The 21181-nt window shown below is 42.4% G+C and carries 14 protein-coding genes and 1 pseudogene; 7 read left to right on the top strand and 8 right to left on the bottom strand.

Features of this window, described 5'->3' with window-relative positions; translation table 11 throughout:
- The first annotated feature begins 182 nt into the window (after positions 1-182).
- Complete coding sequence (locus tag NSTCB13_RS23560) at positions 183-305, top strand: hypothetical protein (RefSeq protein WP_448274000.1); 123 nt, start codon at positions 183-185, stop codon at positions 303-305.
- A 48-nt stretch (positions 306-353) separates the two neighbouring features.
- Positions 354-1118, top strand: a complete 765-nt coding sequence (locus NSTCB13_RS23555; protein ID WP_448273999.1) for an ATP-grasp domain-containing protein — start codon at positions 354-356, stop codon at positions 1116-1118.
- An 827-nt stretch (positions 1119-1945) separates the two neighbouring features.
- Here the strand turns inward: NSTCB13_RS23555 and NSTCB13_RS23550 are convergent.
- Positions 1946-3934, bottom strand: a complete 1989-nt coding sequence (locus NSTCB13_RS23550) for a S8 family serine peptidase (protein WP_448273998.1) — start codon at positions 3932-3934, stop codon at positions 1946-1948.
- Between NSTCB13_RS23550 and NSTCB13_RS23545 the strand changes: the two genes are divergently transcribed.
- The 3 genes and pseudogenes from NSTCB13_RS23545 (at position 3934) to NSTCB13_RS23535 (ending at position 6032) form a co-directional block, all read left to right on the top strand.
- On the top strand, positions 3934-4152 hold the full coding sequence (locus NSTCB13_RS23545; protein WP_448273997.1) for a hypothetical protein: 219 nt from the start codon (positions 3934-3936) through the stop codon (positions 4150-4152). The two genes, NSTCB13_RS23550 and NSTCB13_RS23545, sit on opposite strands and share 1 nt — an antisense overlap.
- A gap of 366 nt (positions 4153-4518) precedes the next feature.
- Positions 4519-5049: a hypothetical protein gene (locus NSTCB13_RS23540; protein ID WP_448273996.1), complete on the top strand. Its 531-nt coding sequence runs from the start codon at positions 4519-4521 to the stop codon at positions 5047-5049.
- Between the two features lie 98 nt (positions 5050-5147).
- Positions 5148-6032 (top strand): annotated as a pseudogene (locus NSTCB13_RS23535) (DUF4351 domain-containing protein).
- 98 nt (positions 6033-6130) lie between these two features.
- On the opposite strand, the gene NSTCB13_RS23530 reads toward NSTCB13_RS23535, so the two are convergent.
- From NSTCB13_RS23530 to NSTCB13_RS23500, 7 genes are all read right to left on the bottom strand, one after another.
- Positions 6131-7396 (bottom strand): hypothetical protein, encoded by a 1266-nt coding sequence (locus NSTCB13_RS23530; RefSeq protein WP_448273995.1) that lies wholly within the window; start codon positions 7394-7396, stop codon positions 6131-6133.
- A gap of 15 nt (positions 7397-7411) precedes the next feature.
- Positions 7412-8668: a diaminopimelate decarboxylase family protein gene (locus tag NSTCB13_RS23525; protein WP_448273994.1), complete on the bottom strand. Its 1257-nt coding sequence runs from the start codon at positions 8666-8668 to the stop codon at positions 7412-7414.
- Positions 8669-8707: 39 nt separating this feature from the next.
- Positions 8708-10522, bottom strand: a complete 1815-nt coding sequence (locus NSTCB13_RS23520) for an asparagine synthetase B family protein (RefSeq protein WP_448273993.1) — start codon at positions 10520-10522, stop codon at positions 8708-8710.
- 5 nt (positions 10523-10527) lie between these two features.
- Positions 10528-11151, bottom strand: coding sequence for a DUF3859 domain-containing protein (locus NSTCB13_RS23515; protein ID WP_448273992.1), 624 nt, complete (start codon positions 11149-11151; stop codon positions 10528-10530).
- Between the two features lie 626 nt (positions 11152-11777).
- Entirely contained in the window at positions 11778-12032 is a 255-nt protein-coding gene (locus NSTCB13_RS23510; RefSeq protein ID WP_448267994.1) for a DUF7219 family protein, read from the bottom strand.
- Between the two features lie 301 nt (positions 12033-12333).
- Positions 12334-12549 (bottom strand): hypothetical protein, encoded by a 216-nt coding sequence (locus tag NSTCB13_RS23505; protein WP_448274210.1) that lies wholly within the window; start codon positions 12547-12549, stop codon positions 12334-12336.
- A 43-nt stretch (positions 12550-12592) separates the two neighbouring features.
- Positions 12593-14149, bottom strand: a complete 1557-nt coding sequence (locus NSTCB13_RS23500) for a ShlB/FhaC/HecB family hemolysin secretion/activation protein (protein WP_448273991.1) — start codon at positions 14147-14149, stop codon at positions 12593-12595.
- Positions 14150-14602: 453 nt separating this feature from the next.
- Here NSTCB13_RS23500 and NSTCB13_RS23495 point away from each other — a divergent pair, with 453 nt between their 5' ends.
- Both NSTCB13_RS23495 and NSTCB13_RS23490 read left to right on the top strand, forming a co-directional pair.
- On the top strand, positions 14603-15997 hold the full coding sequence (locus tag NSTCB13_RS23495) for a right-handed parallel beta-helix repeat-containing protein (RefSeq protein WP_448273990.1): 1395 nt from the start codon (positions 14603-14605) through the stop codon (positions 15995-15997).
- 4 nt (positions 15998-16001) lie between these two features.
- Positions 16002-21167, top strand: a complete 5166-nt coding sequence (locus NSTCB13_RS23490; RefSeq protein WP_448273989.1) for a CHAT domain-containing protein — start codon at positions 16002-16004, stop codon at positions 21165-21167.
- The last annotated feature ends 14 nt before the right edge of the window (positions 21168-21181 follow it).

The following is a 21181-nucleotide window of genomic DNA, read 5'->3' as shown; positions in this document are numbered from 1 at the left end:
AAACTAGACGTGCTTTGGGGCAATTCATGAATTGCCCCTACCTCAAAACCAGAGTTTCGGCTCTTGTGTGCGAACTTCCGAGTAAAAAGGCTCAACTGCCGAGTTCAAAGGTAGTAATGAATACAAAAATCACCTTGATAGGGCTAAGGATTAGATGGGTATTTTCCAAAGTAATTTAAATTATGCGATCGCAAATACATGAAGCAAAAAATGCTCTGCCGATTCTGATTCTCGGAGGTGGTTTTGCAGGATTGTTTACAGCACTCCATCTCAGAGATTTACAGAGTTCCGTCCGATATAATTAGTAATTAGCTATATATTCAATCCAAATATTGTGAGATTTCTTTTTCCCAGTGATTACTTCAATCCGAAGAAAGCCGATTCAGCATACTTGGAGCAAGTTGCTTGTATGCAAAATGCCGGGTTTGCAACTTCCGTTATATCTTTGGAGTCGCTGGGATCTGGTTCATCAAAGATTATTCCAGTCCCTACTCCTGATTCAAAAGTGGGTCTATCGGGGTTGGATGCTCTCACCCTCCGATTATGAGTTATTAGTTACTGTTGTAGAGAGTACAGGAGCAAGTGTCTTAACTTCTAAAGCTGAGTATTTAGCTACACACTATCTGATAAACTGGTATCCCCTGATTACTGATTTAACTCCAGAGACTAAATTTTATTCCGTCGATGATGATTTAGAGAGTGAGTTGAATCAACTTGGCTGGAATGGATTTTTTATCAAAGATTATGTTAAATCTCTCAAAACCTCAGTTGGATCGATGATTGATAAAGCTTCGGAAATCGAAACAGTGGTTGCCGAAATGCAGAGGTTTCGAGGCAGTATTGAGGGAGGTATCTGTGTTCGGCGGATTGAAGATTTTGTGCCTGAAACCGAAAGGCGTTACTTTGTCGTATATGGTAAACCTTTTGCCGCTTTACCAGATGAAGAAGTTCCAGAGATTGTTTCTGAGTGTGCCAAGCGCATTAAAAGCCAGTTTTTTTCAGTGGATGTAATAGAGCGTAGAGATGGTACTAAACGAATTGTAGAAATTGGTGACGGGCAAGTATCAGATATTGTTGGATGGACGGCTGAACGTTTTACTCAACTGTGGGTAGTGTGATGATTAAACCTTTGCGATCGCTATTCGTTTATAGCAATTTTCATGTATTTTAGCTGTAAGGTTAGTTGCGATGCCTACGGCGGTAAACTACGCACTTTTACTTCGTACAAGAGTAATCGTAGCCTCTCTTAGAGAAGGTATCGCTCCCCAATCAAAGCTAAATCAGTAATTCTGGTTGGTAATCTATGCGATCGCGTTTAATTACGCCTACTTACTTGTTTCTGATAACGTGAAGGCGGAAGCTGCTACAGACTGCGCGTAACACGGAAACGTGAAAGCGGAAGCTGCTACAGACTGCGCGTAACACGGAAACGTGAAAGCGGAAGTTCTTACAGGGAAGGCGGAAGCTGCTACAGACTGCGCGTAACACGGAAACGTGAAAGCGGAAGTTCTTGCAGGGAAGGCGGAAGCTGCTACAGACTGCGCGTAACACGGAAACGTCAAGACGGAAGTTCTTACAGGGAAGAATATTTTGATTTTTGCTCCGTAATATGTAGTTATTTAACGTGAGTTCGACGAGTGCGATTTTGACCTCTCCCCCAGCCCCTCTCCTACCAGGAGAGGGGAGCAAAAACCCTCCTTATATCATGTCCGGTTGAAGACTTATCATTTAAAGGGCAGGGGGAAAGAGACTTTTGGGATTTTTGCACAGATACGGTAATCATAAGTGATTAGCCGGACATGATATTACTCGTTACTCCTCCTTCTCCTTAGAAAGAGGCACTCGCGTTCGCCTTTTAGGAGAGGGAGGTTGGGAGGGAGAGGTTCATCGAACTCACGTTTATTTAACATAAGTTGACACCAATACACAGCTGTGCTAAACCTATTTAAAATCCCATTTCAATGGTTAAGCTGCGAATTTTTCCTGTATCTCCTTCAGCTTTATCTGCAACTTCCAGAGTCCAGGTTCCTTGGGGACTTTTACCTTTAAAAGCAGCAAGTTTAGGGGTGTTTACTTCGTCATAAGTTGTTTTAATATTATCTGTAGCTCCACCCTGGCGATCGTGCAGATTTATAGGAAGTATGCCTATTTGCACTGGGGGAAGAAGAGTAACTACAAGATCCCCAATATAAGTATGCTCGATGTCTACATTAACTTTGATGGATTTCAGCAGGGTGGTATTAGCGATCGCCACCGATAATGTTGATGTTTGGAGATCGTTAATTGGCACATCTTGCGCTGCTTGGAACCTGCTGATGGGTGATGTTTGCGGTGGCTTGGCCAATTCTACAGCTTTCAGAGCATTGATTCGACCGTAACCGTAGAAGGGGCTGCGACCATTGGCATCATATTTACCTCCAGCTTGATCGATGCGATCGCAGGAGCGTTTTATAATGTCTCGCACTTCATCCCAACGCAGATTTGGGTTTCTAGCAAGAATCAAGGCGGCTACACCTGCTGCACCTGGACAAGAACTGGAAGTGCCGCCAAATTCGTTCGTATAGTTGCCTGCGGCCTCACCCAGATTTCGATTACCCGAATTATAACCAAGTACACCAGAGCGATCGGTTGTCCAAATTCCAGTGGTTTGAGAAATATCACCATTGTTGCTGGGGAAGGCACACCAAACCGCCTGACCGAAGTCACTGTAAGCGCTTCTTGTGCCGTAGTCGTTACAAGCTGCCACCGCAATCACCTTTGGGTTGCTGGCGTAGCCGTCATTATCGACGCTTTCGTTACCATTGCCAGCTGCGAATAAAATTACACAGCCCTTGCCGTTGCGTCCTTTATTGATTGCAAAGTCTATAGCAAGTCGTGTGGAATCAGGCAAAGGTACTTTTTGGTTGTGTGCGGGATCGTCTGGCTCAAACCAAGTACCGTCTGCTGGGCCCCAGCTGCAAGAAATAACATCAGCACCATTTTGAGCTGCCCAAATAAAAGCATCTGCTTCATCTTGTGACCCCAACGCTGAAGCTAGACGAATCGGCATGAGTTTTGCTCCCGGTGCTACACCAGATGCCCCAAAGTTACCGTTTGCACAGGCTACTCCCGCACAAGATGTACCGTGGTTATTATCATTTCCCGGTCTGGGATTGTTCGTTTTACGTGTGACATCACGCGGGGCAACAATCTTGGCAGAGGAGCGGAACTCTTCATGGTCGAGATCCACACCATCGTCGATAATTGCAATAATTGTCCCCGTGCCATTGCTCAACTTCCAAGCTGCTTCAACGTTGGCATGGGCATTAATTGTTTTACCATTAATTGTTGTTTGCTTTAAATGCCACTGCTGCGGAAAAACCTGACGTTGGCGTGACTCACGCGCTAGTTCGGGATGGCACAGTTCAACTGATTCCTCATTTAAAAGTCTCTCGGCGATGTCAAAGACGGCTATACCAGTATTTGTAGGGGCACTGACAAAATAAGCATTTCGTGCATATTCAAGTTGGCGTTTAATTGTTAAGTTGTAACGTCTTAAAACCTCTTGGCAGACTCTTAACTCTTCTTCACTATCAAATTTAACAAAAAGGTTTTCAGTATAAACTACAGGTTGTTGGGATACTGGATCGATTAAGACACGTCCGGCAAATTGGACTTCGGACTCATTGTTAAGGATTTCACGAGCGCGATCGCGCAAAGCAACACCCTGGTTCGGAACTTTCGCTTGCAAAATTTCTACACCCGCTTGCCGAAACCGTGTTTTTAACTCAAATTGATTGAGGATGCTACGAGCTGTAGGTGACACAGGTGCGACTTCAAAGGATCTTGCACCAACAATTGTGCTGCGGCTTTCGGTACGCACTACAACGTGTTCGTTACTGATAGCAAATTCATACTGTTGTCCGTTCTGTCCACCATAGCGAACCTGAACCATTGTTTAATCTCCTAAAATGTTTTGAAAATTGGGCATTGGGCATTGGGCATTGGGCACTTGTACTGAGCGTAGTCGAAGTATTGGGCATTGGGAATTGGGAATTGGGCATTGGGCATTGGGCATTGGGCACTTGTACTGAGCGTAGTCGAAGTATTGGGCATTGGGAATTGGGAATTGGGCATTGGGCATTGGGCATAACAATTCCCAGTCGTGAGTAAAAAAGTTAGGATTCCCTACTCAGCACTCATAAGAGAATTGGAAAACCGTATTATGCCTTATTTTTAAAGCTTGCTGCACGTATTGTAGACTTACGTTTACTTTATGGATGCTTCTGATTTCATGTGTTATATGTGTATTACGATACAGAATTTAATCTATCTAAGTTCATAGAAACCTTCAATTCGTCTTTCCAGAAAAGAGGGGATTCAAAATCAGATTGTTTTAAGAATCTTCACTATCAGTAGGAGCGTATAACTAACTGTGAATCACGATGAAAAGAATGTATTCCATACCACTGAAAAACGCTATAACATCATTAGAACTTGAGAAAGATGTTTTATTTTCCGGTTGAGTATTTTCTACAGGTGTACTCTCTACCCCTGATTGGTGAAGTGAGATTTCAAAAAGACTACTTTTCTGAGTATCCTGAACAAATTCGCGTTAGTGGCGATGTAAGCCTACCCACTGCTGTATCCTACATTCGTAAACCTGGCTACTATGCAGTACACTATAATCAACCCGGCACTTTGGTAATAGGGGCAATTTTACGACTTAACGAGGGTGCGATCGCAGTTTTTTCAGGCGAACCCAATCAATCAGAACAGGGTACATTGAGTCCGGTTTATACACTAGAATCCAATGCTTCCTTAGCAGTACCAACTGGACTGGTTTTTATCCGCTTTGCTGAAGGCGTTGATGTGGAGTCGCAGCACGAGGTAATTAATCGAGCGGGTTATGAAGTTGCACAAAGCCTTTCTTATGCGCCTCATACCGCTTGGTTGCGTGCTAAATCAGGTAAGATTGTTGATGCGATCGCTGGGATTTCTCAGTTAGAAGCGATCGCTAACGTTAAGAATGTCGAACCTCAAATGCTTATGGAAAGAAGTTTGAGATAAATTACAAATTATGTATGCATATTAGAGATATTCTTACTTCTCAGTTGGCGGTAATATAAGTACCATGCTTTACTATTGCCTAAATCTTTTTTGATTGAATGACTAGATTTATCCATGACCAATTTGCAAAAGATTATTTGGAAGAATTACTAAAACCTTATGGAGAAGTCCAAGGTTCTAGCCGTGTGGCAGGAGAAGTTCGAGAAATCGATGTTTTATTTTCTCCTTTAACCAAACAAAGCACGAATTTAGAAACACTAGGATTATTAGGAAGATTTGCCGCTACAGCAGCCATTTTTGAACCCTTCCGTAACGCTGCATCAAAAGAAGAAATTTGTGATTGTCTGTTAAAATTATTAGAAGTAAGGGGTGGATTACAACGTCAAGCAAATCGCAATAAAACTTCCATTCCAGAATTAGAACTTCCTAAATTATGGATACTCACCCCAACAGCATCTACAACGCTGCTATCAGGATTCGGTGCTACTCAAAAGGTAGACTGGCTACCTGAAGTACATTTTATCGCAGAATATTTGCGGACTGCGATCGTTGCAATTCACCAGTTACCGCGCATCCAAGAAACTCTGTGGTTAAGAATTCTCGGTCGAGGAACAGTACAAAAACAAGCAATAGATGAATTAGAAGCACTATCATCAAATCATCCATTTCGCAGAGCAACGCTAGAATTACTTTATAACTTGCAGCAAAACTTGTAAGTTAATCAAAATTCAGAAGAAGACGATCGGGAGTTAATTATGCGATTAAAACCACTTTATCAACAAGACCGAGAGCAAGCTGTACAACAAGGGGAACAACGTTTAATTATACGTCTACTAAATCGCCGTTTCGGTGAGATTGATTCATCTAATATTGAGCGAGTTCAAGGATTATCTATTGAACAATTGGAGGCATTAGGAGAGGCTTTGTTAGACTTTTCAGCTATTTCTGATTTAGAAGCTTGGTTAAACCAACAAATTGAATAAATCTAATCTGTAAATCAATTAAACAAATTTTATGTGAAACTGCGCTTTATTCATGTAGGGGCAAGTCATGAATTACCCCTACAACTGAAATGAGAATACTAACCAAAACTTTGCACAACGTACATATCATTTCCTGTATCGCCTACTAAAAGTAAGCTACTGTCATCACTTTCTAAATTTTGACTGCCAGCAATACCCTTTTGCAGAACTTTAATTATTCTTTGGGGAGTGAAAGATTCCAATTCCACAAACTTTCCAGATTCTAACCATGTTAATTCTTCAGCAGATAAACTTTGACGTATTTCTTCAGGCAATTGTTTAGCTGCTTGTGCCGACTCTGGAGAGGATTGAATGAACATTCCGCGTTTAGTAGCGATAATTTGACGTGGCGTTAGTCCAATATCAATAATCGTAATCTCGCTATTTAGAAACCAATTAGCATTGGTTCTCAAATTATGAACTAAACCAATTCCTTGGGGATTACAATCATGTATTGCATAGACTTTCAAATCGGGATTGCGCCGCAGCATTTGCATTGTGGTGTCAAAAATGCTTTGGGGATATCCAGTAATGCTGAGAATTGCACAGTTGTTTTCAAAGTGAAAATTATTAGCAATTAATAGTTGAGCAATACTAGTAGTATCACAAACGACTAATCTATCAAAACTATAAGCGGTTACTTCAGAATTAATCGTGGCTGGTGTATTTTCCTGCTTTGGTGAAGGAAGAATTTTGAGAATCGAACCATTTATTTGCTGCCAGCGATTTAGCCAATCTTTAACTTGAGATTCATAAATTAAAAAGTCTTGTGTTAATAATTCAATTCGCCCTAGCTGTCGAGTTCCTAAATATATGGGCAGCATTCCCATAACAACAAAAATAACAAAGAGGCGGAATGAGTTGGAGACGAGAGTTAGTAAAATTCCTACGACAAGGATAATTCCTCCTATAATTTGTAAATTCCTCGCATTCTGTTTGCGACTTACAAGATTGAGTTTAGTTGATTTACTACTTTCATAGAAGAAAATAATAAATGCCAAATTTACTATTAATGGAATAAAAATAGTTAATGATGTAATAAAGTTGATAGCCAAAAAAGGAGAAAGCCAGCCAAGTTGTGAAATTGATTTGGGATTTTTTCTTAGACGATTATCTAGAAAATAAAGCAGTTGCTTGGGTGTAAAAAATAAGGTGTTATTTGCAGAAATGTCAGCGATCGCCTTTGCAAAAAAAGGATCGGTAATCTGAACATTACTCATACTAGTCGGTTCAAAGGCAAAGAGATGATTGCATTTTATACACCGACCTTGATTAGCTGTCCGGTCTTTTAGTCTATTATCAGTTCCGCAGTTAATACACTTCATAATGGTTATTTGATGTTAATTATCTAACACCTGATTTGTTAATAAAACACTGTAATCTTCGCGCCGACGAATCAGCCGATGTGTGCCATTTTCTAGCAAGACTTCAGCAGGTTTGGGACGGTGTAAAAAGTGAGACGACATGGCATAACCATAAGCACCGACATCTAAAATGGCAACGATATCGCCAATTTCTAAAACTGGGAGTTGGCAATTTTTCCCCAGATAATCTCGTGAATATGTTGTATTACCACAAATATCAGTTGTGAATAGGGAATGGGGAGTAGAGACGCGATTAATCGCGTCTGTACAAGAGTAGGGAAGTTTCCAAGTGATAATTTCTCGATAGCCGCCGTGTACTGAGGGTACTGAAAGATTGGCAACGGTGGTATCAACTCCAACAATCTGTTTTTTTCCTTGCCATTTTACCGAAACAACTTGAGCAAGCATTGTTGCACATCCTGCGATCGCACTTCGTCCCGGTTCAATCACCAAATCAATTTTCCGTCCTAAACGAGTAATTCTCTCGGTTAACTCAGTTCCAAATATTTCCCAATCAAAGGCTGTTTTGTTGTGATGATATGGATAGCCAAAGCCACCACCAAAATCTAAATATTCCCAATCAGGTAACTTTTGGGCTGTGGCGATTAGCGTATCAATTACTTGGGTAAAAGCTGCTGTGGCGTTAGTTCCCGTTCCTCGATAGAAGTGTAAACCACTCAGCTTTAATCCCACCTTACTAGTTAAAGCGATCGCATCACCAAATTCCTCTGGACGTACACCAATGCGGCTATCTCCGGTAATTTCTGGCAAATTGAGACGTAAACCTAGCCGAATCGATTTTTCTTTGTGTTTGGGCAAAACTTTGCAGCACAATTGCAACTGAGCAAGGCTATCGAGATTGAGTGTTGTAACTCCCCAATTCAAGACTTGTATCATCTCAGCGCAATTCAAATTACTGCCGCTATAAACAATCTCGCTAGGATCGAAACCAGCTTGCAATCCTAAATAAATATCTCCTGGTGTATTGGCGTGAAGTCCCCATCCAAAGGAACGAAAAATTTTTAACAAGGCAATATTGCCATTAGTAACACTAGCAAAGCGAAATTGCGTGCGAGGATAACCGACTGCTTTGCTAATTCGCTCAATAGTTTCGCGCAAGCGATCGCCATTATAAACATAAAGCGGAGAACCGTAGTTATTCAGTAACTCCTGAGCAAGTTCCCTAGAGCATAGGGGATTAAGACAATTTTGAGTTAAATTATTTGATACCATTTACCAAAAATACTAATAAAGTAAACTACGAATTACGAATTACGAATTACGAATTATTTTGTATTTTCTCCATAGCCAACGATGTAACCAAAAAGGATGATCCCAAGACTGTTTAGTTATTTCTTCATTTAAAACGTGCGATCGCCAAAGTTGCCACATAATTAGTAACCAGAGAGTCTCACCAATCCGTCGTCCTTGAATAGCTGCTCCTAAATTGCCTTCAACGATTTGTGCCGCAATGTGAGGATAAAAGTGATTGTTGGCGCGAAGTCTTTCTGGATTTAGCCAAATGCCCAATTGATGCCAAAAATCATTTAAACACCAAGAAGTTAAGGGAACCCCCATACCCCGTTTTTGTCGCCAGACAATTTCGGGTGGAAGCCAATTTTCTACAGCCCGTTTGAGGATATATTTTTCACAAGCTCCCTGTAAGCAGAGTTCTCCAGAGAGGCGGAATGTCCACTCAGCTAGAGGTAAATCGCAAAAAGGCGATCGCACCCACAACCCATGAGCAAACCCCAATGCAGTCGCACGGGGATGGATATTCTGCGCTCCTTTGAGCATTAAACTGGCACGGCGGAGGCGATGCAGCAAAGATGGACACTCATTGCGATCTAAAGCCGCCAATAGCCAATCTTCAGGATGCAAATTTTGGATATGTGCATAAACCTCCGGCTGATAAACTTGAGATTCGTATCCCCCAAGACGGTGAAAGGTGCGGAGATATTGCTGGATAAAAGTTTCCTGTCCGGCGGGATTTTCTGCTTGATAAACACCTGCGGCAATTAAAGGTTTGTTCGTCCAACCAGCAAACAATTGATCTCCACCTTCGCCGTTAAAAATTACCTGAGTTTCCTGACTCGCTTTTTGAGATAGGAGATATAACGGCACACACACGCCATCTCCAAAGGGCAAATCTAATGCTTGCACAGTCGGAATTAAGGCATTCTTGATGGAACTGGGGGTTACTGCAACTTTAACAAGTGGAATTTTGAGAAATTGGGCGACTTGTTCAGAGTATGGATATTCTGGAATACCTGCGTTACCAAAATCTAAAGTGTAGGCGCAAACTTTCACCCCTGCTTGTACTAGCAGCGCCGCCACTACTGAAGAATCGAGTCCGCCAGAGAGAAACACCCCGACAGGCTCATCCTTTAAATCGGCAATTTGTCGCTCAATGGAGTTTTTCAGGAGAGTTTGCAATTGGGTAATTGCTGTAGCTTCATCTGTTAACTGTTTTGGCGCTTCCCGCCACGAGTGGATTTTTTTAGATTCAGGCGATCGCAGCTTACCTGATTGGCGATCGCTCTGCCAAACTAATTCCGTCCCAGCCGTCACTGCAAACACTTCTTTAATAGGAGTTAAGGGTGTGGGAACGTAAGAAAAACAGCTATAGCCATATAACCCAGGAATGCTAACTTCTGATTGTGGCAAAATCGGTAAAAGTAATTGCAGTTGGGATGCAAACCAAATTATTTGTTCTTGCACAGTCCAATACAAAGGAACTCTTCCGAAAGGTTCTCTTCCCAAAATTAGGCAGTTGTTTTCTTGGATTACCCAAGCATCGGGTGAACTAAATAATCCTGATGCGGAGATGGCAGCAATTTGATTTTGTTGCGGTGGGGAATTGCCATCCAGTCCTATATGAACAACATTCCAGATGGGAAAAGGATAATTTTTCTGACCTAATCCCCTAACCCCCTTCCCTGCAAGGGAAGGGGGAAAGTTCAAAGCCTCTTCCCTTGTAAGGGAGAGGTTTGGAGAGAGGTTTTCCAAAACACTAGTTAACAGCGCTTCCAACTTTTGTTGAGCGCCGTAACCCCAATAGCCAAGAAACTGATGCGGGATACCCATCTAGACTATTTAACTTCAAAGGTTGCATCGCTAATCTGCCGACCTTCTAGGAACATTTGCACTTTCCAATTGCCAACAGTTGTAGCCTGGTTAATGGTGTAGCGACACTGGGTATCCCAGACAGACGTATTAATCTCGCGGGTTTGATAGTTGTTTTGCTTGACAATTTGACCGCTTGGGTCAATCCAATTACAAGAGAGAGCCAGCTTTTTACCCAAAGGTGCATCCTTTAAGGTGACACGATACAACACTTCTGGATTGGTTTGGCGAGAAATTGTCTTTAAGTCGCCGCCATTATCTTGTGTCAAAGTGATGCGGTCTTGTTGGGTGGAAACACGGGAAAGTGTAGAACTTTGCTGCTGCATGAAAAATATTGTAAATGCAATGACAATTACTACAATTGCCACCACTCCAGAGGTAATCCATCGATTCCGGCGTTGCTGTACTTCCAGTGCTTGGCGGCGATTTAACTCAATCAGCGCTTCATCTAATAACTCTGGCGGTAAATTCAACTCCTGTAAAATTTCTTTAACCTGCTGTTGGTCTAGTTCCGCATCCCGACGCAATTGCAGACTTTCTACTTCTGTAACTATTTGTGATAATTGCTCTTGAGTCAGTCGCCGCGTCATAGCTTAACTCCTGTTGAAAAACTTTATGGCGATCGCTAAATCTCGCTTTTGTAGGTACATCATAAGCTACAAAATAAAGTTGTTGCTTTTCGGATTCTTTAAGAGATACTTTTGTAAACACAGACACGATGAATCGCCGGACTTCTTGGCATTTGTCGGGAAAAGGGGAAGGTGGGGTCCCCTCTGGGGATAAGGGGAGGGTGGGGTCTCAAGAAGGGGATAAAAGGGAAGGGGAAAAGGTACTGCAAAAGTCCCTTTCCCCTTTAACCTTTACCCTTTTCCCCAAGAGTGCATAGCGGACGAAAGTACTTGTGTGTACAGCGATCTAGAATTTTCATCAAAAAACCTTAACTAAACCGTATTGGCTTTGCGTCTATGCTGGTTCGTTGTTTATATAATTTGGCGCATCTTTATACAAAATTGGTATCACCTGTAACAACTAAAATTAACATGACATAACAGAACTGGTATTACCTGTAATAAGTAGAATTAACATGACGAAAAAGATACTTCTTGCAAAAGCCAAAAAACCGCCCTAAAATCAATTTCTGGGCGGCTCAAGTATTTTTGCAATAGTCTTTTTGCACTAGATTTAAAAAAATTACCAATGCCTCCTTCTTATTAGTTTAAATTTCTTGATTTCCGCCAATAGACAATTGTTTTTTGCTATGTTTCAACTCTTTCCAAAGAGACTTAATCTGCTGGTAAGCCTCTTCCTGAGACAATTTCCCCCCTGTCTCTAGGCAAGTGATGTAACTAATTTTTTGAGAGAATTCTTGGAGGTTAGCATTAAACACCAAATTCTCTGGCTGAAATTTACCATAATACCGACTACGAGGATAAAGAAAGCTGTTTTTGTCTTGCGAGTTAGATTGTGTCATAACTTTTCTTTTATAATTCTTTCCTTCTTAAATTTATAAACTAAAACTTCTCCCTTTGTGTATATACACAGGATAAAATTCAAATTTCTGAAGAAAGAAGTTAATTTTTTAGTTCAATATTAGGATAAAGCAGAAGAACAGGTAATTAACTGTGGAAAATACTGAAATCAGTGCGTCATCTACCAAAAGGAGTAAGTGAAATAGCATTTTAGAGCATTTTGCTGATTAAACTCGACTTCCTCAAATACGGTTCAAATAATATGATGCCCGCAGAATTAGTTATGATTACCATAGTCTTTAGCTAGGGTTGATAGCGAAGGCTAAAATAAAAACCATCATCCTGAGCGTTATTACCACGATCGCTCAGATCGATAAATGGAAATCCATAATCGAGGCGCAAAAAGAGATTATCAATTCCCATTGCCTGATTCCAGATTAATCCTAAGCCTGCGCCCACTAAAAAAGTTTGATTGGGTAGCGGATTGGGGTTATCAGACTGATTCCAGACGGCTCCCATATCCACAAATGGCGCAAGTTGAATTGTCGATAATCCAGATTCATTACGCTGGGACTGTAAACCGATCTTCGATCGCTACCCGAAATCCATTATCCCCAGAACGGATATTTTGGCGATATCCCCTTACCGATTGTCCGCCGCCAATCACAAATTGCTGGGAAGGTAAAAGGCTATCTGGTGTCAGCTGCAAGTCTGCTTGGACGAGCAATAAATGATCGTTACTGAGTTGCTGGACGCGCTGTACTTGACCTAGCCAACTGAAAAAGCGACCATCGGGTATGGGGTCATTGTTGATAGTTGCGTTTAATATATCAACGCCAAAATTAAATTGCGATCGCAAAAACCAAGCTCCTTTTGGTTCGCGCCTGATATAATCTTGAGCAAATTTAATTACACTGGTGCGGCTAACGCCATTGGCATCAGGCCCAATGCCAAAGGGGGTTGCGAGGTTATCAAACAGGAAGGTTTGACCATCTTGATAGGTAAATCCTAAAGATAAGGCAAATTCTTCTCTGGGCGATCGCACCAATGGTTGACGATAATTGATTTCATAAAGATCCTGGTTTGCCCGAATGTCAAAGGCATCAAAGGGTGGCTCAGTAATTTCGTTGCGATTAAATGCGGCTCGAATCTGCACTTTGCCGTTCATGGCGTTCACAGGAACCTGATAACTAAAATCAAAGACATCGGAACCACCAGAGAGTGTATGGTAATAAGAGCCAGCTAATTCATCTCCCATACCGGTTAAATTGCGCGATCGCAATTCAACGCCCAATCTCTCCGCCCCAATACTAGGAGGCGAATAATTATCTACACCCAAACTACCAATTAAAGCTTTTGCCTCTTCAACTCTGACAACGAGAATACTTTGACCAACCTTACCCGTTGGACGCAAACTCGCTTCCACATTGGTAAATAAGGGATCGAGTCGCAACAATTTTAGTTGTTCTTCCAGCTTACCAGTATTTAGAGGAATACCAGCACCTAGTTGGATGCGACTACGAATATAAGATGGGTTTAATCGTCGCGTCCCTTGGATGTCAATCTCTGTCAAACGCCCTTCCAACACTTGAATTACCACAACACCATTTGCGGTACTAGATTGTTGAGTATCTGGAATTGCTCTGGAATTTATATAGCCTTTATTTAGGTAAAGCTGGGTAACGGCATCGGCGGCTTGTCTGATTTCTTCTAAAGTTAAGTCCCGTTCTTCAAACGGTTTCACCACTGGATTAAAATCATTTTCCTGAAAAACTGTGCTACCTACAACCTGAATTTTCCGAACCCGAATCCGTTGTGGTGTTTCTGATTGGGGGTTAGTTGCTGGAGTAGGTTCTGTTGACTGTACTATTTGTAACTCTGACTGACTGCTATTTTGAACCGAGTCCGGTGTAAAAATATTAGCTCTAGCTTTCAGTCCATTTGCAGTTACAATCCAGACCGCAGGTAGAATTAGCAAGCCGCACCGAAAGCTGAAACTGTGCTGACTGCATTTAGTAGCTGCCAAACTTTGCCAAGTTTCTAAGTGATCAGAGAAACAGACAATTCTTTGCTGAGTCGTCTTTCCAGGCTTAACAAAAGTTTCTGCTTCTTTTCTCATTAGTGGGGTGCCTTATCTAACAACTAGGCTGATTTTAGTTTTTGAGTATGCTATGGCTGTATCAATCTTTCACTATCATATTTTTGACATTCAGATTTCAGAAGATTTGTAACTAAAAGTATACTCAGTAGATCGCAAAGTTCTTTCTATAAGTGCAATCGTCAAGTGTTCAGACAGATTCATAACTTACCAGTCTTAACAACAATTTATCAAATTTAGAAAAACCTAAAATCGAGTTGAATTTTCCTATAACTCAGCAGATACCGCCAATGATTAATTTATATATACATCTGACTGCTACTAACAACAGTGTAATTGTTCATGTTTTTTTGAGAAAACTGATCCCTGAATACTCTGCCAAGAGTAAAATAAATGTTCAAAAATCGTAGTACTATGAAGACGAAGCTTGAGTGCAATTTTTATACATCTCAAGAACAACCCGGAGTACTATTAATGGCTACATTTACCGTTACTAATACTAACAATAGTGGTGCAGGTTCACTGCGCCAGGAAATTCTAGATGCTAATGCCTTGACAGGAAAAGATATCATCAATTTTGGTGGACTCTTTAATGATGGACTCGCTCATACCATTAGTTTGACTGGTAGCAGTCTGAATATCACAGACGACCTGACCATTCAAGGCACAAATGCGAACTTACTAACTATTAAGGATAATAGCGCATCGCGTGTTTTTGACATTGCCAGTGGTATAACATCTGCAATCAACGGTCTGACTATTACCAATAGTTATAATGGCACAGCAGGGGGCGGTGCTATCTCCAATGAAGGCGTTTTTACCTTAAACAATAGCATCATCAGTGGCAACACAGCAGACAACGGTGGCGGTATTTACAACACTGGCAGTCTGACCGTGAACTACAGTACCATCAATGGCAACGATGTAAATGGGGATAATGCCAAAGGCGGGGGCATTTACAACACTGGCAGCCTGGGCGTGAACTACAGTTCTATCACTGGTAACGACGGAGACTTTTTTGGCGGCGGTATTTACAACACTGGCAGCCTAACCGTGAACCACAGTACCATCAGTGGCAACACAGCACTGTTTGGCGGCGGTATCAACAACGGTGGTCAAACAACCGTGAACTATAGTTTGATCGCTGGTAACGACGGAGACTTTGGCGGCGGCATTGATAGCGGTTCTACATTGAGTGGCAATAGCAGTAGCAATATTAGTCTCACAGTGAACTACAGTAACATCAGTGACAACGAAGCATCGGCCTTAGGTGGCGGTATCCGTAATGGCGATGGCAATGCCACTATAGATCATAGCACCATCAGTAATAACAAACTAACACCAGGTGGAGCAGGCGGCGGTATTTTTAATAATGGCACTTTGACCCTGAGTTATAGCAGCATCAGTGGCAACTCGGTACCACTGGGGACTGGAGGCGGTATCTTCAATTATGGCACTTTAACCGTGAGTTATAGCAGCATCAGTGGCAATTTCGCAGGGGAGCATGGAGGTGGCATTTATAATGAAACCTTTTTACACACTCAAAGTACTATAGCCATCAAATATAGTAGCATTGACGACAATCAGGCACACCTTGGCGGTGGCATCTATAATACTGGCACTTTAACAGTGAGCAACAGCACTATCAAACACAATAGAGCTTTCGGGATTGAACTCGAATTTGGAGATCACGGTTACGAATCTGGTGAAGGTGGCGGTATTTACAATGATATTAGTGGCACTGCCACACTGGATTACAGCAGTATTGCTTGTAACTTTGACACCCCACAATATGATTCAACTAAGTTTATCAAACTCGATAATCTCGTAGGTAAATTCATCAAAAAAGGCTCTTTTGTGAGAGTTTAAAACTATGTCACCACTGATTTCCATTGTCATCGTCAATTACAATCGGGAGTCTTACCTTCAAGAAGCGATCGCTAGCGTCTTAACGCAAACATGGCAAAACTTTGAGTTACTAATTTGGGATAATGGCTCTACAGATGGATCGGTGGCGATCGCTGGCGCTTATGCTCAAAAAGATGGGCGAGTGCGGGTGGTGGAGGCAGACAATCAAGGAGTTGCTGCGGCTTGTAAGGCAGCGATCGCCCAAACTAGCGGCACTTACATCGGTATATTAGACAATGATGATATCCTTGCCCCCACAGCTCTTGCTCAAACCGCTACAGTCCTCAATCGCCATCCAGAAACGGGATTTGTTTACACTGACTACTTAAATATCGATCCAAACGGCAAAGTTATCGGTTATGGCGATCGCTGTAACATTCCTTACTCTGAATCGGGTTTGTTGGTAGATTTCATGACTTTCCACTTCCGCTTGATGCGGCGATCGATTTATGACCGAGTAGGAGGTGTTAACGAATCGTTCTCTTGTACTGCCTATGATTATGACTTATGTCTGCGACTTTCAGAAGTAGCCCAAGTGCGCCGAATTCAAAAGCCACTTTATTTCTACCGAAATCATTCTCAAAGCATCTCTGTTACTAGACAAAAAGAACAAATACTCTGGTCTAAACGAGCGATCGCTCAAGCACTTTGGCGGCGAGGATTAGCAGACAAGTTACAAATCGATGTAGAATTGCCCACAAGTCGCTTCAGATTACGCTGCAAAAAATCTTTACTGTCTAATATCGCCGCTTCAAGCTTAGTTATTGCCTCGCTGGTAAATCCCAAATTAGCCCAAGCACAACAAATAGTTCCTGCTAACGATGGGACAAACACAATTGTAACTCCCAACGGCAATCGACTTGATATCACTGGCGGCACAACTTCAAGAGATGGTGCAAACCTCTTTCACAGCTTTCAACAGTTTGGAATTTCACCAGAACAAATCGCCAACTTTCAAGCTAGTCCGGCGCTGCAAAATATCCTTGGTCGAGTTACAGGCGGGAATGCCTCGGTTATCAATGGTTTAATTCAGGTAACAGGTGGCAATGCTAACCTTTTCTTGATGAATCCAGCCGGATTTGTTTTTGGAGCAAACGCTAGTTTAAATGTGCCTAGTGCTTTCACGGTGACAACAGCCAACGGCATCGGTTTTGGCAGCAGTTGGTTTAATGCTATTGGTGTTAATGATTACATAAATTTAGTTGGAAACCCCAACGGATTTGCCTTTAGTATGAACCAACCAGGAGCGATCGCCAATACTGGAAATTTGGTAGTAGGTGCTGGGCAAAATTTGAATTTATTCGGCGGTACTGTAGTCAACACCGGGCAACTTTCAGCACCGGGAGGGCAAATTAACGTTACATCAGTACCAGGACAAAATTGGGTGCGTCTCAGTCAGCCAGGAAATCTGCTGAGTCTAGAAATTCAGCCCCTCGCCTCTAGTAGCAGCCAACCCAATAACTGGACAATTCCCATCGCCTCAATACCCGAATTGCTGACAGTTGGTAACACAGGGCTAACTGCCAATCCTGATGGAACTGTAAAATTGACAAACTCTAATGTCACAATTCCCATAACTCCAGGTACAACAATTGTTTCTGGGAAAGTGAATACATCCAGTCAAACAGGCGGTACGGTAACTGCTTTGGGTAAAAAAGTCGCGGTGATTGATGCCAATATTAACGCCTCTGGGAATAATGGCGGCGGTACTGTGCTAATTGGTGGCGATTATCAAGGTAAGGGGACTTTACCCAACGCAGATCGGACTTATGTGGATTCAAAATCCGTTATTAATGCAGATAGTAATTTGAATGGAAATGGCGGACGGGTAATTGTTTGGGGTAACGACACAACCCAGTATTTTGGAAAAATTTCGGCTCGTGCAGGAGCAAATTTTGGCAATGGTGGTTTTGTAGAAGTATCAGGCAAAAATTTCTTGACCTTCAACGGTTTGGTAGATACTTCAGCCGTCAATGGCAACTTTGGCACTTTATTAGTAGACCCCAGCACATTGACAATTATCGATGGTGCAGCCGGGACAGGTGATTTGGATGCTACAGCAGGCAATATTGCCTTTGGCGATGCAGATATTGGGGCGAATACAGTTTCTTGGGGTGCGATCGCCGCTTCAGGTGCAAATATCAACTTACAAGCTACAGGGAACATTACCATCGATGACATCACCGGAGCTACAGCCGGAGTAACGACTCCTGGTATCGCGACATTAAATTTGGGTGCTGGCGGTAGCTTCAACCTCTCCTCACAAACTGGTTCTGTAAACTTTGTCAATCCCACCAACACCATCCAGACAACTGGAGGAGCGATTAACATTTCTGGAGCTAGTTTATCACTGGGCAATCTCAATACAACTACTGATTTTTCTGGCAATAGTGGCAATGTCAACTTGTCTGCGACTGGCGACATCGTTGCGGGCAACATTATCGCCAGTGGCCAAGGCTACTTGGCAGGTAATATTACAGTCACAAGCAGCAGTGGTGGGATTACTCTAAATAATCTCGATACCAGCAACACTGAAGGGTTTAATACTATTAATACTGCTGGAACAGTCAGTTTGACTGCCGCAGGCAATATTCTCACAGGTAGGATTGATTCTTTTTCAAATGATGCTAATAACTCAGGTCAGGCTGGCGATGTAGTCGCAACAACCACAGGCGGCAGTATTACCACAGGGGCAATTAACTCGTCTGTAGTCAAAGATGGAGGTGGCGATTTTATCGGCACAGCTGGCGCGATTAGTTTAACTAGCACAGATAATATCACTGTGAATGATGCCATTAACGCCTCAGCGATCGCCCTTGGAGTCGATGGAACTGGAAACCTGACATCTGGCAACGTTACTTTACAGACTACCAATACATCTGGTAGCAATATTCGTTTTACCAACATCAACACCCAGGCGATCGCAGACGACTTTGTTGATGGAAATACAGTTCAAGGTGGCAATGTGCAAGTACTAACCAACGGACTGATTCAAGGAATCGGAACCGGTGAAGCGATCGCAACTGGTGGATTTTTTACTGGCGAAGGAGGTACTAACGTTCAACCTTCAGCAGGAGGTACTGTTAGCATTCGCCATGATGGTGGCCCAAACAATGTAGATTTTATCGTCGGTGATGCAAGTGTCAATGGTACAGCAGGGTCAATTAATACAGGTGACAATTCAATAATCGCTAATAGCTTTCCAGTCTTGCCAAATGGTGGAGATGCTAGCGGTACACCAACCGGCATCACCATTACATCTGTTAACACACCGCCGACATTAACAGCAAACTCATCGCTACCCGATACCCAGACTAATCAACCAGTTACCTTAACGTTCTCTAGTTTGGCTCCACTGGTCAGCGATGTTAATAATGACATCACCTCCATCAAGATCGATGTCGTGAATACGGGAAATATCACTGTCAATGGCGTTCCCGTCATCCCTGGCGTTACAACCTTATCTAGCGGCGATACTTTGGTATACACACCTCCAGCAGATACAAATGGGTCGCTAAATGCCTTTGTAATTAGTGCAAATGACGGCGTTTCCTCTTCTGCACCTGTACAGATAGGAATCAACGTCAGTCAGGCTCCTACCCCAATTCCTACTCCAAGTCCTACTCCAATTCCTACTCCAATTCCTACCCCAATTCCTACTCCAATTCCTACTCCAATTCCTACTCCAATTCCTACTCCAAGTCCTACTCCAAGTCCTACCCCAATTCCTACCCCAATTCCTACTCCAAGTCCTACTCCAAGTCCTGACCCCTGCACATTCCAATGCAATCTACCAAGTAAACCGAATAACCCTGTCCTCAATAATCCTCAGATTGATAACCCCGTTCTTAATACTGACCCCACTCCCGAAGACAATTTCACAGATGATTTTGCCGACCATTTAGGCATATCCAGCCCTAGAATCAAAACACTAGATGATGCCAAAGAAATTGCTCGTAAAATTGAAGAAGCTACTGGTATTAAACCTGCATTTATATACATCAGTTTTGTCCCTGTGGAAATTCAACCAGAAGTAAATTTAGGCAAAGCTCAAAAATTTACGAAACAGTTAAATACCGTAGCAGAAAAAGATAGCGACCAACTAGAAGTTGTAGTAGTAACTGGAAAAGGCGATCCTATCCGCAAGCGCATCCCAGAAACAACAAAAACCAAAGTTCTGCAAGTAGCTCAAGAATTTCGCGACCAAATCGTTAGTCCACAAAACCGTCGCCGCACCGGTTATTTGCGTTCATCTCAACAACTTTATCGCTGGATTATTGCACCACTAGAGGCAGATTTACAGGCGAGAGGAATCAACAATCTGGTCTTTTTACCAGATATTGGGTTACGTTCAACCCCAATGGCAGCACTTCACGATGGTAAAGGATTTCTAGTAGAAAAATATAGTATTGGCTTAATGCCTAGTCTTAGTTTGACTAATACCCTCTATAAAGACATCAAAAAATCTCAAATTTTAGCGCTGGGGATTTCTCAGAGTACTCAGGGACAAGAGCCTTTACCAGCAGTCCCCCTTGAGTTATCAACACTAGTATCTAAACTTTGGCAGGGCAAATTATTGTTAGACAAGCAAGCCACCTTAGAAAATCTCAAAACTATCCGCCGCCAACAACCTTTTGGAATCATTCACATGGCAACCCATGCCGATTTTGCTAGGGGTGCTTTGAATAATTCCTATATTCAACTGTGGGAAGACAAGTTACGCTTGAATCAACTACGACAGTTGCGCTTGAATGAACCTGAAGTTGAAATGCTCGTGCTGAGTGCTTGTAGAACAGCTTTAGGGGATGAAGAATCCGAACTGGGATTTGCAGGTTTAGCAGTGCTGGCAGGTGTGAAAACTAGTGTTGCTAGTCTTTGGTCGGTTAATGATGCTGGCACAGCGGCGTTGATGACAAAATTTTATGAGAATTTAAAGACAACTCCAATCAAGGCAGAAGCTCTCAGACAGGCTCAGGTAGCTATGCTCAAAGGACAAATTTATGTCAAGGATGGACAAGTGCAAGGTTTAGGAGGAGTTGGAAATTTGCCTTTACCTGCTGATAGTGCTGATGAATCACTTATGCATCCTTATTATTGGGCTGGATTTACAATGGTTGGTAATCCTTGGTGAAGATAGAGAATATC

It is taken from the genome of Nostoc sp. DSM 114160 (genome assembly GCF_053470305.1).
This window is presented reverse-complemented; position numbering and strand designations above follow the sequence as displayed.